The sequence below is a fragment of the Streptosporangium sp. CA-135522 genome (genome assembly GCF_050949235.1).
GTDB lineage: Bacteria > Actinomycetota > Actinomycetes > Streptosporangiales > Streptosporangiaceae > Streptosporangium.
In genome coordinates this window covers 8670369-8685305 of record NZ_CP192026.1, presented here as the reverse complement: position 1 = coordinate 8685305, position 14937 = coordinate 8670369, and the positions used below count along the sequence as shown (strand labels likewise).

Below are 14937 nucleotides of genomic sequence, written 5' to 3'. Positions count from 1 at the left end.
GGCGATCACTTTCCTCGCAGGTTCACGCGTACGGGGTAGTCGTCGACCGGGGCGAGCGCCGCGACCCGTTCGGTGACGGCCCGCCGCACGTCCTCCGCCAGCCCGGTGGTGTCCCGCATGGGAGTGCGCACCGTCACCTGCGCGGTCCCGCCCCGCAGCCGCGCCTGGGCGTGGTCGATGCCCTGCACCTGACGGGCCGCGTGAGCCAGCGAACGGACGAAGCCCCGGCGCTGCACGCCGATGATCAACTCGGGGTCGCCGGTCCTGACCGGGATGAGCCTGGGCCGGCCCGGGACGAGCGCCAGCAGCACCAGAAGCAGGCCCAGCGCGGTGACCACGCTCGCCCCCAGCATCACCCGAGGGTCGCTCCAGGGCGTCGACGACGCCCAGCCCAGCATCCGGTCGTACGGCACCCAGCGCACCGGGTTGCCGAGCAGCGCGGAGATCGCCTCCACCGCCACGAGGACGCCGAGCAGGGTCATCACCGCCGCCGTGATCACTGCGGGGACCACCCGGCGCGGACGGAAGGCCCTGCTCGCCGCCCGGTCCGCCGCCCGGTTCCTGGGAACCTCGGCGGACACCGGTGACGAGGACCGTTCCGCGATCTCCGCGCCGGGTGCGGTCGGTCTCTCCGGGGCCGGGTGGGCGCCGGAGAGCGGGGCGGGCGGGCCGGAGGCAGGGGCCGTCATCCGCCGTCCTTCCCGCGGGCGGGCACCACGCCGGTCACGTCGATGTCGATGTGGCCGATGTGCAGACCGGTCAGCAGGCGGACCCTGTCGGCGACATGCCTCCGGACCGCCTCGGTGACCTGCAGGAGCGGGGCGGGATACTCCACCGCCACGTCCAGGCTCAGCACCGTGAGCTCTCCGTCCACTGTGGCGTGGGTGCGTCCCCCGAAGGCCAGCGGCCCCCGCTCGCGGACCTCCCGCACCCCCACCACCTCCCCGGCCGCGTGGGCCGCGATGCGCGAGACCACCCGCTCCGGGATGTCCGTCCTGCCGCGCTGCTCGGCCGGTACGGCGGGCCGTACCGGCCGGGTGAGCCGGGCGGGAGTCGACGTGTCCGCCGACGAGTCGCCTCCCGCCCGCTGGGCGGGCAGACCGCGCACGTCCGCCGGCGCGTCGGCCGGTGCGGCACGGTGCTCCACCGGAGCGGTCACTGCCGCCTCACGCCCAGCCGGGACAGGTCGATCTCGCCGGTCTCGACGATGCGGCCGATGAGGAACCCGACGGCACCCAGGACGAGCACCAGAAGGAACGCGCCGAGGCCACCGAAGGCCGCCGCGAAGCCGAGGGCGACGCCGACGATCACGCCGACGACGCTCCACACGGGGAACTGGTTCATCGAATACCTCCGATATGGACGTTCACCGGACGGTCACCCACCAGGGGGGCGAGGGCCGTCCGCACCTCTTCGGCGATCTCCGGCAGCGGCCGTCCCATCTGGACGACGATGGAGACCTCCACCTCGTGATCGCGCACCGCGACACCGGACACCCGCTCGCCGGGCAGGTAGGTCGCCACGGTTCCGAACGGGCCGCCCGACAGGTCGGTGACGTCGGGGCAGCGCCGTACGACGGCGGCTATCTCGTGCGCGAGTTCGCTCACTGGACGCGGGGCCCGTGTTCGGACTCCTCCGTCCCGCCCCTGTCGCCTTCCTTGTCCTGGCCGGGCATGTGGACGTCGTCGACCTTGATGTTGACCTCGGTCACCTCCAGCCCGGTCATCCGCTCGACGGCCAGGATCACGTTGCGGCGCACGGCCGCGGCGACGTCCGGGATGGCCACGCCGTACTCGACCACCAGGTCGAGGTCGACCGCCGCCTGCCGTTCGCCCACCTCGACGGACACGCCCTGTGTGACGCTCTTCTCGCCACCCACCATGCCGCGGACCGCGCCGAGTGCGCGCGCGGTGCCGGCACCCATGTCGTAGACGCCGGACACCTCACGGGCCGCCAGGCCCGCGATCTTCGAGACGACACCGCTGTCGATGCTCGTGGTCCCCTTGGGGGTCACCAGGCTTCCCTGGCCTGTGGGAGCGTCGGTCCGGGCCCGTGGCACCGAGGTCTCCTCGCCCCTTGCCGGCACGTTCACCGTGTTGGCTTCGGTCACGTCGATTACCTCCCCCGGGGGAGACGGTGTGTCTCCCCATGCTGCTTACAGGGCGTAATACCCCCCATAACAACAGCAACCAGCACATACCTTTTCCTGGGTGAATCATGGATGTGAGCGATTAATCCCATTAGAGAGCTTTGTGGAAGAGAGATGTGATTTATGGGTTTTCATGGGGATGGATGCCGTCCCCCCGAACCTCCCCTGAACGGCCGTTCGGCGTCCTTCGGCACTCCCGGGCGTCTGTACGGCGCCACCGCCTCCGGCGCCGCGCGGGCGGTTCGGCGCCGGGGCGGTCCGGCGGGACCTCGAGCCCGACTAGCCTTGTCGTGTGCGTATAGCGAGGTTCTCCACAGGTGAGGGTGTCGGATTCGGCGTGGTCGAGGGCGGACCCGGCGAGGAGTTCATCTCCGCGATCTCCGGGCACCCGTTCGGCCCGATCCAGTTCACCGGTGAGCGTTACTCGCTCTCGCAGGTCAAGCTGGTCGCGCCCATGCTGCCCAGCAAGGTCGTGGCGATCGGCAAGAACTACGCCGACCACGCCCAGGAGATGGGCGGCGACGTTCCCGACGAGCCGCTGGTCTTCCTGAAGCCGTCCACCTCGGTGATCGGCTCGGGGGAGGCCATCGCCTACCCGACCGGGCTGTCCCGGCGGGTCGACTTCGAGGGCGAGCTGGCCGTGGTCATCGGCAGGCTCTGCCGTGAGGTCCCCGCTGAGCGGGCCCACGAGGTCGTCTTCGGCTACACCTGCGCCAACGACGTCACGGCCCGGGACCTGCAGAAGAAGGACGTCCAGTTCACCCGCGCCAAGGGCTTCGACACCTTCTGCCCGCTCGGCCCGTGGATCCAGACCGAGCTCGACCCGAGCGACGTCGGCATCACCACGACGGTGAACGGCGAGGTCAAGCAGAGCTCGCGCACCTCCAAGCTCATGTACGACATCCCGACGCTGATCGCCCACGTCAGCGCGGTCATGACCCTGATCCCCGGCGACGTCATCCTCACCGGGACGCCCGAAGGGGTCGGCCCGCTGGACATCGGCGACGAGGTCAGCGTCGGCATCGAAGGAATCGGCACTCTCACCAACCGGGTGGTCTCCCGTGACTAGGGTTCGTTTCGCTCCGTCTCCCACCGGCATGTTCCATGTCGGCGGCGCCCGTTCGGCGCTGTTCAACTGGGCGCTGGCCGAGCAGTCCGGCGGCACGTTCGTGCTGCGCATCGAGGACACCGACGCCGCCCGCAACCGGCCGGAGTGGACCGAGGGCATCATCTCGGCGCTGGCCTGGATCGGCATCAACGGCGACAGCCCGTTCTTCGAGGGCCCCTACTTCCAGTCGGCCTACGAGGAGCAGCACCGGGAGGCGGTCGCCAAACTGGTCGCCGACGGCCGCGCCTACTACTGCACCTGCACTCGCGACGAGGTGAAGGCGCGCACCGGTTCGGAGCACAAGGGCTACGACGGCTTCTGTCGCGGCCGGGGGCTGACCGAGGGCGCGGTCCGCTTCCGCACCCCCGACGACGGCGTCACCGTGGTCGAGGACCTGGTCCGCGGCACGGTGGAGTTCCCGAACAACGCGATGGAGGACTTCGTCGTGGCCCGCGCCGACGGCTCCCCGCTGTTCGTGCTCGCCAACGTGGTCGACGACATCGAGATGCGGATCAGCCACGTGGTCCGCGCCGAGGAACACCTGTCCAACACGCCCAAGCAGCAGTTGCTCTGGCAGGCGCTCGGCGTCGCCCCGCCCGTCTGGGCGCACGTGCCGGTCATCGTCAACGAGAAGCGCCAGAAGCTGTCCAAGCGCCGTGACAAGGTCGCTCTGGAGTCCTACCGCGAGGAGGGCTACCTCGCCGAGGCGATGGTCAACTACCTGATGCTGCTCGGCTGGGGGCCGGGCGACGACCAGGAGATCATGCCCTGGTCCGAGATGGTGCCTCTGTTCGATCTGGGGAACGTCAACCCGTCCTCGGCCTTCTTCGACGAGAAGAAGCTGCGCGCGTTCAACGGCGAATACATCCGGGCGCTGCCGCTTTCGACCTTCATCGCCCGCTGCGAGCCGTGGCTCGACCCGAGCTGGGACCGGGAGACCTTCGCCAAGGTCGCCGAGCTCGCCCAGACGCGCATCGCGGTCCTGTCGGAGATCACCGCGAACGTGGACTTCCTCTTCCTGGACGAGCCCGTCTTCGACCAGGCGTCGTGGGACAAGGGCATGAAGAGCTCCGCCGTGGAGATCCTCACCGGCTACCTCCACCGTCTGGAGAGCGTCGCGATGGACCCCGAGTCGCTCAAGACCGCGCTGGAGGAGGTCGGCGCCGAACACGGTCTCAAGCTCGGCAAGGCCCAGGCTCCGGTCCGGGTGGCCGTCACCGGCCGGACCGTCGGCCTGCCGCTGTTCGAGTCGATCGAGGCGCTCGGCCGGGAGCGCTCGATGGAGCGGATCCGCGCGGCCCTGGCCCGGCTGCGAGGCTGAGCCGCGGCGGTCGGCCCCGCAGCCGGGCGAGGCCCGGAGCTCACCGGGAGCGTGAGGCGGCGGCCGTCGTGGTGACCACGGCGGTGCCGGTCGGGCGTCCTGGCCTCGCGACGACCGCGAGCGGCAGCGAGGCCCCCACCGCCATCGCCAGCCAGACGCCGGTGGGGCCGAGCGCCGGGCCGAGCGCGTAGGCGAGGGGCAGCTGGACGAAGCCCGCCAGGGTGGCGGCCAGCAGCCGGGTGCCCCTCCCGCTCGCCTGCAGCACCCCGCCCAGGGAGATCAGGCCGCCGAACGGCACCAGATAGAGCGTCATCCAGCGCAGGAAGCCGACGGCCGCGGCGGCCACCGCGGGGTCGCCGGTGAACAGGCCCGCCGCGGGCACGGCGACGGCGTTGAGCGCGACGGCGACGACCAGGCCCGCCGCCAGGCCGTAACGGAGGGCGGGTCCCGTCTCGCCGGAGCGGGCCATCTGGATCATCGCGGCCTGGCGAAGCGCGTAGAAGGCCATCACGCCGGCCAGCATGATCTTCGTCCCGATGCCGTAGCCCGCCAGAGCCGCCACGCCGAACCCGCCGACCACCTCCACCAAGGCCATGCCGACGAGGGATCTGGCCAGGAAGTCCCCGGACATGGGCAGGCCGGTGCGGACGATGGCCACGGCGTCCGCACGGTTCGCGCGCGCCGTGCGGTCGCGGGGCGTCCGCCGTAGCAGGAGGCTCAGCGCGACGGCGAGGGTGATCGTCCGGGCCAGCACGGTCGCCGCGGCGGCTCCCCGGACGCCGAGGCCGAGGCCGTAGATGAACAGCGGGTCGAGGGCGATCACCAGCACGTTGCAGAGCAGGGCGGCGCGCATCGGGGTCGTGGTGTCACCGCGACCCTTGAAGATCCCGTCCGTCAGTGACTGGGCGAAGAAGACCGGGATCCCGGCAAGGGAGATCAGGTAGAAGTCGGCGGTCAGCCCGGCCGTCACGGCGTCGTCGGTGAAGAGCCGGGCGAGCGGCTCGCGCAGCAGCACGCCGGGGATCGTCACCGCCGCACTGACCGCCGCCCAGAGCAGCCACGCGGTGCGGACCACCGGCGCGATCGGCTCCCTGCCGTCGCGCCTGCCGACCAGGACGGTCGTCCCGGTCTGGAGGGCGAGCACGGCACCCAGGGCGAGGTATTCGGTGCTGGTGGCGATCGTCACCGCGGCAACGGCCGGGCTGCCCAGGCTGGAGACCCACAGCAGGTCGATCAGGCCGACCGCGACCACGGCGGTCAGCAACTCCACGTAGACGGGCAGGGCAAGGCGGATCAGCTTCACACTATATCTCTTTTCGTTTTATATCTTTTAGAGGTATAGCGTTACGATGCTTCCATGGCAAGCGGCGACCTTACCCTGTCGATCCTCGGTCTCCTCGGAGAGGGGCCGATGCACGGCTACGAGCTCAAGGCCCGGATCCTGGAGCTGAGCGGCCATCTCCGTCCGGTCAGCGACGGAGCGCTCTATCCGGCGATCACCCGCCTGGAGAAGGCCGGGCTGGTGGAGCGGCACGAGGAGGAGGGGGCGGGGGCGGCCCGCCGCCAGGTTCTCACGCTGACCGAGGCAGGCGGGACAGAGCTCCTGCGACGGCTCAGGGAGCCCGCCGACCTCGACATCAGCGACCAGACCCGCTTCTTCGGTCTGTTGACCTTCCTGTCCCAGCTTCCCGACCCCGCGGACCAGGCTCGGGTGCTCCGCCGCCGCCTCGCCTTCCTGGAGGCCCCCACCAGCTTCTTCTACCGGGACGGCAGGCCGGTGCGGGCCGAGGAGGTCGCCGACCCGTTCCGTCGAGGCATGTTGCTGATCGCCCGCGCCACGGGCGCCGCCGAGAGGGGATGGCTGGAAGAGGCCATCGCGGCCCTGCAGGCCGCCCCCTAGCGGCCACCCGCCGTCGTCCGGCGGCAGGGGCCCGGCCGGGACGGATCACCCGTCCCGGCGCGGGTGGCGGCGCCGCGCGGGTGCTCGCCGCGCGTGCCGTCGTGCGCGGGCGGGTGACTCAGGTGAGCAGGCCGCGGCGCTCCAGCAGAGGCTCGATGCGCGGGTCGCGGCCGCGGAAGTTGCGGAAGGCGTCCATCACGTCCATGGAGCCGCCGACCGACAGCAGGGCGGAACGGAAGTGGTCGCCGTTGCCGCGCTTGAGGCCGTCGTTCTCCTTGAACCACTCGACGCTCTCGGCGTCCAGCACCTCGCTCCAGATGTAGGAGTAGTAGCCGGCGCTGTAGCCCCCCACGCCGCTGGAGAAGATGTGCGCGAAGTAGTTGGTCCGGTAGCGGGAGCGGACCAGGTCGAAGGCGATTCCCGCGCGTTCCAGAGCGGCGGCCTCGAACGCCTCGGCGTCCTCGACGGTCTCGCCGGGGGCCAGCTTGTGCCAGGCCCAGTCGAGCACCGCCGCGGCGAGATACTCCACGGTCGCGAAGCCCTGGTTGAACTTCTCGGCGGCCTTCATCTTCTCCAGGAGCTCCGCCGGGACCGGCTCGCCGGTCTCGTGGTGCTTGGCGAAGTTGGCGAGGACCGACGGCCAGGTCGCCCACATCTCGTTGACCTGCGAGGGATACTCCACGAAGTCGCGCGGCACCTCGGTGCCGGAGACCCGGGGGAAGCGGACGTCGGAGAACAGGCCGTGCAGGGCGTGGCCGAACTCGTGGAAGGCGGTGTTGACCTCGTCGAAGGTCAGCAGCGTCGGACCCTCGGCGGGCTTGGTGACGTTGAGATTGTTCATCACCACGGGCAGGTCGCCGAACAGGTGCGACTGGTCCACGAGGTTGTTCATCCACGCGCCGCCGCGCTTGGTCGGCCGGGCGTAGGGGTCGAACACGAACAGGCCGAGCCGGGAGCCGTCGGCGTTGAACACCTCGAAGATCCGCACGTCCGGGTGGTATCCGGCCAGATCGTCCCGGTCGGTGAAGGTGAGCCCGTACAGCTCGCCGGCGGCGTGGAAGACGCCGTCCCGGAGCACCCGGTCCAGCTCGAAGTAGGGGCGCAGCTCCGAGCTGTCGAAGTCGTAACGAGCCTTGCGCACCTTCTCCGCGTAGAACGACCAGTCCCACGCCTCGATGGGGAAGCCGGCCTGCTCGCTCAGCGACTCGGCCTCGCGGCGGGCGTTGGCCACCGCCGGGCCCACGAGCTTGCCGAGCATCTCCTCGACGGCGTCGGTCGTCTTGGCCGTCTGGTCGGCGACGGAGTAGGCGGCGTGGTTGGGGTAGCCGAGCAGGGCGGCCCGCTCGGCGCGCAGCGTCGCCAGCCTGACGGCCAGGTCGAAGTTCTCCGGAGCCCGGCTCACCGACAGCTCGTACAGCTTCTTGCGGGTCTGCCGGTCGGCCAGCTCGGCGAGAGCGGGCTGATTGGTGAAGTTGAGCAGGGGCAGCGTGTACGTGCCGTCCTTCTCGATCGCCTTGATGGCGCTCTCGGAGAGCCCGTCGAGCTCCTTGGCGTCCTCGACGACCAGCGCCGAGGCGGTGGAAGCCGTCAGCAGGTTCTGCGAGAAGGCGGTGGCGAGCCGGGTCAGCTCCTCGTTGAGCCCCCTGAGCCGCTCCTGCTCGGCCTCGGACAGGTCGGCGCCGGCCCGGACGAAGTCCACACGGTATTTCTCCAGCAGCCACGCCTCCTCCGGATCGTCGGTGGTGACCTGTTTGATGCGCCCGTAGAGAGCGCGGTTCAGGTGGATGGCGTCGTCGTGCTTGGTCAGCCGGGGAAGGATCTCGGTCTCGATCTCCCTGACGCCGTCGGTCGCGTCGGAGGAGGCGATGCTGTGGAAGACCGTCGCGGTTCGTCTCAGGATCTGGCCGGAACGCTCCAGTGCTTCGATCGTGTTGGCGAACGTCGCCGGCTCCTGGTCGGCGACGATCGCCTCGATCTCCTGGAGCTGGTCGGCCATGCCGCGCTCGAACGCGGGCAGGTAGTGCTCCTCCCGGATCTCGGCGAAGTCGGGCAACTTGTAGGGCAGGGTGCTGGGGGTGAAGAACGGGTTGTCGGTCAAGGCGCGGGCTCCTCACGTGCGGACGGATCTCCGACAGCAGCGTTACATAACGGACCCTCGACCGCACTCCGGCGTCACGGGGAACCGGCCGTCGCCAATCGTTTTGGCCTTGACCCCCAACCTGGGCTATTCTTTCGGAGTCGCCAGCGAGCCCCGCAAGGGGGTCAAACGCGGTGGGGTATGGTGTAATTGGCAACACAGCTGATTCTGGTTCAGCCATTCTAGGTTCGAGTCCTGGTACCCCAGCTGCACCTCCTTCGGGAGGTGCTGCGGATTCGGTTTCTCCGAGTCCGACGACAGTGTGTAGGGTCCCGTCGTCTAGTGGCCCAGGACGCCGCCCTCTCAAGGCGGTAGCGCCGGTTCGAATCCGGTCGGGACTACCACTGTCACCTTCGCAAGGCTCCGTCGTCTAGTGGCCTAGGACGCCGCCCTCTCAAGGCGGTAGCGCCGGTTCGAATCCGGTCGGGGCTACATGGGTGAAACCCCCGGAAGCATGGGCTTCCGGGGGTTTTCTGCTTTCAGGATCCCGGTTTTCAGGATCCCGGTATCCGGGATCGCCTCCTATTGGATAGTTTTACTGTCCAAAATGGAGGGCGATCCGTCCGCTGGAGGTGGAAGATGACCGATTTGCCGGTACGGCTGGCGCAGCCGATCACCCTTCTTCTCGCTCCCGTGCTGGCCGTACAGGGGCTCAAGGTCCGGCGCGGCACTCCCCGGCTACCGGAGGCGTCAGGGCCACGCGCCGGCACGGTCACGGTCGCAGGCACCGGTACGGGCACGGGCACAGGCACGGACGCGGGCACAAGCGCGGGCGCCGGTACGGGCACGGGCGCCGGCACGGTCGCAGGCGCCGGTACGGGCACGGGTACAAGCACGGGCACGTCGCTCAGGCTGGCCGTGCTCGGTGAGTCGACCGCGGCGGGCGTGGGTGCCGCGACCCACGACGAGGGATTGGCCGGCCATCTCGCCCGGGCGGCGGCCGTACGGACGGCAGGGCCCGTGAGCTGGCAGGTGGTGGCCAGGAGCGGGATCAACACCCGGACCACCACCGCCGAACTGGTCCCCCTGCTGGAGCCCGCCGACGTGGTGGTGGTCGTGCTCGGGATCAACGAGCTGCTCGAACTCAACCGGCCGCCCCGGTTCGAGCGTGAGCTGCGCGAGCTGGTCGCGGCCGTGCGCGACAGGATCGCCGACGTGCCGATCCTGATGACGGGGATGCCGCCGGTGGACCGCTTCCCCGCGCTGCCGCAGCCGCTGCGGGCGGTCCTGGGCCTGCGCGCGCGGGCGCTCGACCGGGTGATGCGACACGTGGCGAACGACACCGCCGGTGCGACCCATGTGAGCGTGGACATCCCCCCGGGACGGGACGGGGTCTTCGCCGTGGACGGCTTCCACCCCTCGGCCGCGGGTTACGAAGCCTGGGCCGAGGGGCTGGTCGGCTCTCTGCCGGGCGTTTCGCCCGTCGGGTGGTCCGGACCCTTTCGGTGACGTCCGGCGCCCCAGCGCGGGTCGCGGCGGCGCCGGAGGGGGCCGCACGCCGCGCAGGGGCGGCGCGGCGTCAGTTGTGCGTGGAACGCGCCTTGAACAGGGCCCGCTTGGCGGCCTTGCCGACCTGCTTGTCCGGATGAGCCTCGCCGATCGCCTCCAGCAGCTCCTCCAGGTGCGGGTGCGGCACCTTCCAGATCACGTCGAGCAGGTTGATCAGGTTCGGCGCGTTTCCGATGTCGTCCAGGCTGCTGACGAACTCCGGTCGGCCGAGACCGGCGGAGATGGTGAGCATGTCGAGGATGAGCCAGTGCGTGTCGGCCTGGGTGGGCGGGGGAGTGTCGTCGATGCCGAGCTGGGCCAGGTGGGTGGCCGCGTAGGGGCGCAGGGACGGCTCGTCGAGGGCGTCCCGCCAGGCGGGCACCGCGACCTCGCCGAGCGAGCCGACCATGCTGGCCGCCTGGACCCGGACCAGGGCGTCGGCGTCGTCCTCGGCCGCCGCCTCCAGCAGCTCCTTGGCGGCCTGGTCCGGTTCACGCAGCTCCAGCCAGGCGGCGAACTCGGCGTCCGCCTCCTCCTCGGGCAGCTCCGCGCTGAAGGAGAGCAGGTCCAGGGCCGTCATGGCGTCGATGGCGGGCCGGGCGTCCAGCTCGATGTCGGCCTCGTCGGCCAGATGGACCACGCCCTCCATGCCGAGCGGCGTCAGCCGTACCTGGTCGTGCTCGACCTCGGCCATGCCGTATCCGGCCAGCCAGTTGAGCACGGGGCTGAGCGGGTCACCGTACTGCGCGGTGGCCGCGGCCCAGGCGTCGGCGCCCTGCTCGTCGTATTCGGCGGCGGCCTCCGCCAGCTCGGCGCGGAGCTCGGCAAGCGGCTTGGAGCCGGTCGCCAGCAGCACCCGGACCAGTAGCGCGCGGGTCAGTCCCGACAGCGCGATCGTGGCGTCCTCGTCGTCGAGCTCGGGGTCGCCGTAGTCGATCGACTGCAGGCCGGCCATCCAGACGTCGAGCGCGTCGTCGTCCTCCTCGAAGGGCCAGTCGGCGGTGTCGGCGTCGGCGCTGACGGTGTCCTCGCCCTCGGGCTGGAGGAAGTCCAGGTCGATCGCGAGGTTCCAGATGTTCCAGAGCGCGGGCACGGAGTCGGCCAGCGGCTTGCCGCCCGTCTCGGGCACGGGCAGTCCCAGAGCGCCGAGAGCCTCGACGATCTCGGCGTCGGTGAGCAGGCTCGTCTCGCCCACCTGCCGCTCGGACCCGACCCAGAGCGCGAGGTCGCGCGCCTTGGTGATCAGGGACGCGCTCCGGGTGGCCGTGGCCAGCTCGGCGTCGGGGCGCAGCCGGATCGTCGGCAACTCGGCCAGCTCGTCGGCGAACGGCTCGAAGTCGCCCAGCCCCTCGGCCTCCTCCTCCTCCTCCTCCTCGTCGTCGTATTCGTCCTGCTCGACGACGAGGTCCTCCATCGCATCGACGAAGTCGTCCTCGAGGTCGTCGAGCTCGGCGAGCAGATCCTTGAGCGAGGCGGAGCCCTTGACCAGCCGGTCGGTCTCCGACAGGAAGGTCAGGTAGGCGCGGACCGCGGGCACCATGCCGTCGGCGGCGGCGTCCGGGTCCTCCACCACCTGTGGCATCCGGTCGAGCAGCACCGCGCGCAGATCGGCCTGCCGCCACCGGCCGACGTCGTCGGAGGCGGTCAGCCGATGCCACAGGCTCACCGAACCGACCAGGTTGGAATCGCTGCCGGGCGCGTTCTCGCGTGCCCAGAGGATGAATTCTTGGAGCAGGGGACGCAGTTCAACGGCGGCTGCCTCGATGCGATCTGTCACCTACCCAGCCTAGGGGGCCGCAAGGGTGCTCGCCTCCCCATATCGCACGGTTCAGTTGGCCCGTCGCATCGACTCGGTGATCCGCTCGGCCGCGGTGACCACGGGGGCGGCGTGCAACCTGCCCGGCGTCCGGGTGAGTCGCTCGATCGGGCCGGAGACCGAGACCGCGGCGACCACCTTGCCGCCCGTGCCCCGGATCGGCGCCGAGACGCTGGCCACACCCTGCTCGCGCTCGCCGACGCTGTGCGCCCATCCCCTGCGCCGGACGCTCGCCAGCGTGGCCGCGGTGAACTTGGCCCCGCGCAGTCCGCGGTGCAGGCGGTCCGGCTCCTCCCAGGCCAGCAGGATCTGCGCCGCCGATCCGGCGAGCATGGGCAGGGCCGAGCCGACCGGCACGGTGTCGCGCAGCCCGCTGGAGCGCTCGGCGGCCGCCACGCACACCCGCTCGTCACCCTGGCGCCGGTAAAGTTGCGCGCTTTCCCCGGTGAGATCCCGGAGCTGGGCCAGCACCGGCGATGCCACGGCCAGCAGCCTGTCCTCCCCGGCCGCCGTGGACAACTCCGACAGCCGGGGACCCAGCACGAACCGGCCCTGCGTGTCGCGGGAGACGATGCGGTGATGCTCCAGGGCGACCGCGAGTCGATGGGCGGTGGGGCGTGCCAGACCGGTGGCCTGGACGAGCTGGGCGAGGGACGCCGGACCGGCTTCAAGGGCATTGAGCACGAGCACGGCCTTGTCGAGTACGCCGACTCCGCTAGAGTTGTCCATACACCGATACTGCCGTCTCGACATATGAGAAAGCAAGTGGGGTGCGGAATAGCGATCGCAAGGAGGCGACATGGGCCGCACGCTGGCGGAGAAGGTCTGGGAGCAGCACGTCGTGCGACGTGCCGATGGAGAACCTGATCTGCTCTACATCGACCTTCACCTCATTCACGAGGTGACCAGCCCGCAGGCGTTCGACGGCCTGCGCATGGCGGGTCGCCCCGTCCGGCGACCCGAACTCACGATCGCCACCGAAGATCACAACGTCCCGACCCTGCTCGGCCCGATCAAGGACCCCGTGTCACGGACCCAGGTCGAGACGCTGCGCAAGAACTGCGCCGAATTCGGCATCCGGCTGCACCCGATGGGCGACGCCGGCCAGGGCGTCGTGCACATCATCGGGCCGCAGTTCGGCCTCACCCAGCCGGGCATGACCATCGTCTGTGGCGATTCTCACACTTCCACCCACGGGGCCTTCGGAGGCATCGCCTTCGGCATCGGCACCTCCGAGGTCGAGCACGTGCTGGCCACCCAGACGCTGCCCGCCTACCGGCCCAAGACGATGGCCATCGAGGTCTCCGGCGAGCTGCCGGTCGGCGTCACGGCCAAGGACCTGATCCTGGCGATCATCGCCAAGATCGGCACCGGTGGCGGTCAGGGCTACATCGTCGAATACCGCGGCGAGGCCGTCCGCAAGCTCTCCATGGAGGGCCGGATGACCGTCTGCAACATGTCGATCGAGGCGGGCGCGCGGGCCGGCATGATCGCTCCTGACGAGACGACCTTCGAATACCTGAAGGGCCGTCCCCACGCGCCGACCGGCGCCGACTGGGACGCCGCGGTCGAATACTGGAAGTCGCTGACGACCGACGAGGACGCCGTCTTCGACACGGTCGTGGAGATCGACGCCACGACGCTGACCCCGTTCGTCACCTGGGGCACGAACCCCGGCCAGGGCGCTCCCCTGAGTGCGGCGGTGCCGGCTCCGCAGGACACCGACGACCCGGCCGCGGCCGAGCGCGCGCTGGAATACATGGGTCTGACCGCGGGCACCCCGCTGCGCGAGGTCGAGGTGGACACGGTCTTCGTCGGCTCCTGCACCAACGGGCGCCTGGAGGACCTGCGGGCCGTGGCCGAGGTACTGCGCGGACGCCAGGTCGTCACCCGCACGCTGATCGTCCCCGGCTCGATGCTGGTCAAGCTCCAGGCCGAGCAGGAGGGGCTGCACGAGGTGTTCAAGGCCGCGGGCGCCGAGTGGCGCGAGGCGGGCTGTTCGATGTGCCTGGGCATGAACCCCGACACCCTCGCCCCCGGCGAGCGCAGCGCCTCGACGTCCAACCGCAACTTCGAGGGGCGCCAGGGCAAGGGCGGCCGTACCCACCTGGTCTCCCCGCAGGTCGCCGCAGCGACCGCCGTCACCGGCAAACTGACCGCGCCCGCCGACCTGGTCTAGGAGATCCCGATCATGGAAGCTTTCACCAACCACACCGGCCGGGCCGTGCCGCTGCGCCGTAGCAACGTGGACACCGACCAGATCATCCCCGCGGTCTGGCTCAAGCAGGTCAGCCGGACCGGATTCGAGAAGGGCCTGTTCTCGGCCTGGCGTGAGGACCCGGCCTTCGTCCTGAACGACCCCGCCCACGAGGGCGCCTCGATTCTCGTCTCCGGACCCGATTTCGGCACCGGCTCCTCGCGCGAGCACGCGGTCTGGGCCTTGCAGCAGTACGGCTTCCGCGTCGTCATCGCGGCCCGTTTCGGCGACATCTTCCGTAATAATTCCACCAAGATGGGTCTGCTGCCCGTTGTCCTTCCGGCCGCCACGGTCGAGGCCCTGCAGACGGCGGTGGAGGCCGATTCCACCCTGGAAATCACCGTTGACCTGGGGGAACGCCAGGTTCGCTGGGCCGGGGAGATCGCCGAGTTCGAGATCGACGACTACACCCGCTGGCGTCTGATGGAGGGATTGGACGACATCGGGCTGACCCTGCGCAACGCCGATTCCGTCGCGGCGTACGAGAATGGTCGGCAGCCATGGCTGCCGACGACCGTCTGACGCGTTCAGAGAACGAGCTGGCGTGGCGGCTGCGCGATGCGCACCGCCGCGTCCGTTCGCTGCGCGTGTCCGTCGCGCAGAGGGAGCGCCTGGCCAGGCGCCTGCTTTCCATCTGTGATGTCGCCAAGCGTGATCTCAGCCATGCAGCGGGGCGTCTTGATTTATTCCTTCTAGACCTTGATGCTCTGGTTTCAGATACGCCGAGTGCTGGAAACATTGCGGAAGGTGATTGAGTCGCA

At 70.2% G+C, this 14937-nt stretch carries 16 protein-coding genes and 3 tRNA genes; 10 read left to right on the top strand and 9 right to left on the bottom strand.

Features of this window, described 5'->3' with window-relative positions:
- Window positions 1–5 precede the first annotated feature (5 nt).
- Genes ACQPYK_RS40945 through ACQPYK_RS40925 form a run of 5 tightly spaced genes read right to left on the bottom strand, consistent with a single transcriptional unit; the run spans window position 6 to window position 2110 of the window.
- Window positions 6–689 (bottom strand): DUF6286 domain-containing protein, encoded by a 684-nt coding sequence (locus ACQPYK_RS40945; protein WP_433244033.1) that lies wholly within the window; start codon window positions 687–689, stop codon window positions 6–8.
- Entirely contained in the window at window positions 686–1159 is a 474-nt protein-coding gene (locus ACQPYK_RS40940) for an Asp23/Gls24 family envelope stress response protein (protein WP_433244030.1), read from the bottom strand. Before ACQPYK_RS40940 ends, ACQPYK_RS40945 begins: the two co-directional genes overlap by 4 nt.
- Window positions 1156–1344, bottom strand: coding sequence for a hypothetical protein (locus ACQPYK_RS40935; RefSeq protein ID WP_433244027.1), 189 nt, complete (start codon window positions 1342–1344; stop codon window positions 1156–1158). The genes ACQPYK_RS40940 and ACQPYK_RS40935 overlap by 4 nt, the downstream gene beginning before the upstream one ends.
- Window positions 1341–1607, bottom strand: a complete 267-nt coding sequence (locus ACQPYK_RS40930) for a hypothetical protein (RefSeq protein ID WP_433244024.1) — start codon at window positions 1605–1607, stop codon at window positions 1341–1343. The genes ACQPYK_RS40935 and ACQPYK_RS40930 overlap by 4 nt, the downstream gene beginning before the upstream one ends.
- Window positions 1604–2110, bottom strand: a complete 507-nt coding sequence (locus ACQPYK_RS40925; protein WP_433244021.1) for an Asp23/Gls24 family envelope stress response protein — start codon at window positions 2108–2110, stop codon at window positions 1604–1606. Before ACQPYK_RS40925 ends, ACQPYK_RS40930 begins: the two co-directional genes overlap by 4 nt.
- A 331-nt stretch (window positions 2111–2441) precedes the next feature.
- Between ACQPYK_RS40925 and ACQPYK_RS40920 the strand changes: the two genes are divergently transcribed.
- The gene (locus ACQPYK_RS40920) at window positions 2442–3218 is read left to right on the top strand and encodes a fumarylacetoacetate hydrolase family protein (RefSeq protein ID WP_433244018.1); all 777 of its coding nucleotides are present in this window, start codon (window positions 2442–2444) and stop codon (window positions 3216–3218) included.
- Window positions 3219–3246: 28 nt separating this feature from the next.
- Window positions 3247–4578: a glutamate--tRNA ligase gene (gene gltX / locus ACQPYK_RS40915; RefSeq protein ID WP_433259066.1), complete on the top strand. Its 1332-nt coding sequence runs from the start codon at window positions 3247–3249 to the stop codon at window positions 4576–4578.
- Between the two features lie 40 nt (window positions 4579–4618).
- On the opposite strand, the gene ACQPYK_RS40910 is transcribed toward gltX, so the two are convergent.
- Window positions 4619–5881, bottom strand: coding sequence for an MATE family efflux transporter (locus ACQPYK_RS40910; RefSeq protein WP_433244015.1), 1263 nt, complete (start codon window positions 5879–5881; stop codon window positions 4619–4621).
- A 54-nt stretch (window positions 5882–5935) separates the two neighbouring features.
- Here ACQPYK_RS40910 and ACQPYK_RS40905 point away from each other — a divergent pair, with 54 nt between their 5' ends.
- Complete coding sequence (locus ACQPYK_RS40905) at window positions 5936–6478, top strand: PadR family transcriptional regulator (RefSeq protein ID WP_433244012.1); 543 nt, start codon at window positions 5936–5938, stop codon at window positions 6476–6478.
- Window positions 6479–6596: 118 nt separating this feature from the next.
- Here ACQPYK_RS40905 and ACQPYK_RS40900 read toward each other — a convergent pair whose 3' ends face one another.
- Window positions 6597–8576, bottom strand: coding sequence for a M3 family metallopeptidase (locus ACQPYK_RS40900; RefSeq protein WP_433244009.1), 1980 nt, complete (start codon window positions 8574–8576; stop codon window positions 6597–6599).
- A 174-nt stretch (window positions 8577–8750) separates the two neighbouring features.
- Here ACQPYK_RS40900 and ACQPYK_RS40895 point away from each other — a divergent pair.
- The 4 genes from ACQPYK_RS40895 (at window position 8751) to ACQPYK_RS40880 (ending at window position 10064) form a co-directional block, all read left to right on the top strand.
- Window positions 8751–8822, top strand: a tRNA-Gln gene (locus ACQPYK_RS40895).
- A 61-nt stretch (window positions 8823–8883) separates the two neighbouring features.
- Window positions 8884–8959 (top strand) — tRNA-Glu (locus ACQPYK_RS40890).
- Between the two features lie 15 nt (window positions 8960–8974).
- Window positions 8975–9047 (top strand) — tRNA-Glu (locus ACQPYK_RS40885).
- 147 nt (window positions 9048–9194) lie between these two features.
- Window positions 9195–10064, top strand: coding sequence for an SGNH/GDSL hydrolase family protein (locus ACQPYK_RS40880; protein WP_433244006.1), 870 nt, complete (start codon window positions 9195–9197; stop codon window positions 10062–10064).
- Between the two features lie 70 nt (window positions 10065–10134).
- Here ACQPYK_RS40880 and ACQPYK_RS40875 read toward each other — a convergent pair whose 3' ends face one another.
- Together ACQPYK_RS40875 and ACQPYK_RS40870 are read right to left on the bottom strand one after the other, a co-directional pair.
- A complete protein-coding gene (locus ACQPYK_RS40875; RefSeq protein ID WP_433244003.1) occupies window positions 10135–11880 on the bottom strand; it encodes a hypothetical protein in 1746 nt (581 codons plus the stop codon).
- 51 nt (window positions 11881–11931) lie between these two features.
- Complete coding sequence (locus ACQPYK_RS40870) at window positions 11932–12648, bottom strand: IclR family transcriptional regulator (protein ID WP_433244000.1); 717 nt, start codon at window positions 12646–12648, stop codon at window positions 11932–11934.
- 70 nt (window positions 12649–12718) lie between these two features.
- On the opposite strand from ACQPYK_RS40870, the gene leuC reads away from it, so the two are divergent.
- From leuC to ACQPYK_RS40855, 3 genes are read left to right on the top strand one after another with little or no spacing between them, the layout of a single operon-like run.
- A complete protein-coding gene (leuC, locus tag ACQPYK_RS40865; RefSeq protein WP_433243997.1) occupies window positions 12719–14098 on the top strand; it encodes a 3-isopropylmalate dehydratase large subunit in 1380 nt (459 codons plus the stop codon).
- A 12-nt stretch (window positions 14099–14110) separates the two neighbouring features.
- Window positions 14111–14698 carry a 3-isopropylmalate dehydratase small subunit gene (gene leuD, locus ACQPYK_RS40860; protein ID WP_433243994.1) on the top strand — a complete coding sequence of 196 codons (588 nt, stop codon included), beginning with the start codon at window positions 14111–14113 and terminating at the stop codon, window positions 14696–14698.
- Window positions 14677–14931: a hypothetical protein gene (locus ACQPYK_RS40855; protein ID WP_433243991.1), complete on the top strand. Its 255-nt coding sequence runs from the start codon at window positions 14677–14679 to the stop codon at window positions 14929–14931. Before leuD ends, ACQPYK_RS40855 begins: the two co-directional genes overlap by 22 nt.
- Window positions 14932–14937: the final 6 nt, after the last annotated feature.

What these genes read in the sequence shown, in the direction of transcription:
- leuD (WP_433243994.1), top strand. Translation starts at nt 14,111, where the DNA reads ATGGAAGCTTTCACCAACCACACCGGCCGGGCCGTGCCGCTGCGCCGT.
- leuC (WP_433243997.1), top strand. Translation starts at nt 12,719, where the DNA reads ATGGGCCGCACGCTGGCGGAGAAGGTCTGGGAGCAGCACGTCGTGCGA.
- ACQPYK_RS40855 (WP_433243991.1), top strand. Translation starts at nt 14,677, where the DNA reads ATGGCTGCCGACGACCGTCTGACGCGTTCAGAGAACGAGCTGGCGTGG.
- gltX (WP_433259066.1), top strand. Translation starts at nt 3,247, where the DNA reads ATGTTCCATGTCGGCGGCGCCCGTTCGGCGCTGTTCAACTGGGCGCTG.
- ACQPYK_RS40870 (WP_433244000.1), bottom strand. Translation starts at nt 12,648, where the DNA reads ATGGACAACTCTAGCGGAGTCGGCGTACTCGACAAGGCCGTGCTCGTG.
- ACQPYK_RS40945 (WP_433244033.1), bottom strand. Translation starts at nt 689, where the DNA reads ATGACGGCCCCTGCCTCCGGCCCGCCCGCCCCGCTCTCCGGCGCCCAC.
- ACQPYK_RS40905 (WP_433244012.1), top strand. Translation starts at nt 5,936, where the DNA reads ATGGCAAGCGGCGACCTTACCCTGTCGATCCTCGGTCTCCTCGGAGAG.
- ACQPYK_RS40935 (WP_433244027.1), bottom strand. Translation starts at nt 1,344, where the DNA reads ATGAACCAGTTCCCCGTGTGGAGCGTCGTCGGCGTGATCGTCGGCGTC.
- ACQPYK_RS40880 (WP_433244006.1), top strand. Translation starts at nt 9,195, where the DNA reads ATGACCGATTTGCCGGTACGGCTGGCGCAGCCGATCACCCTTCTTCTC.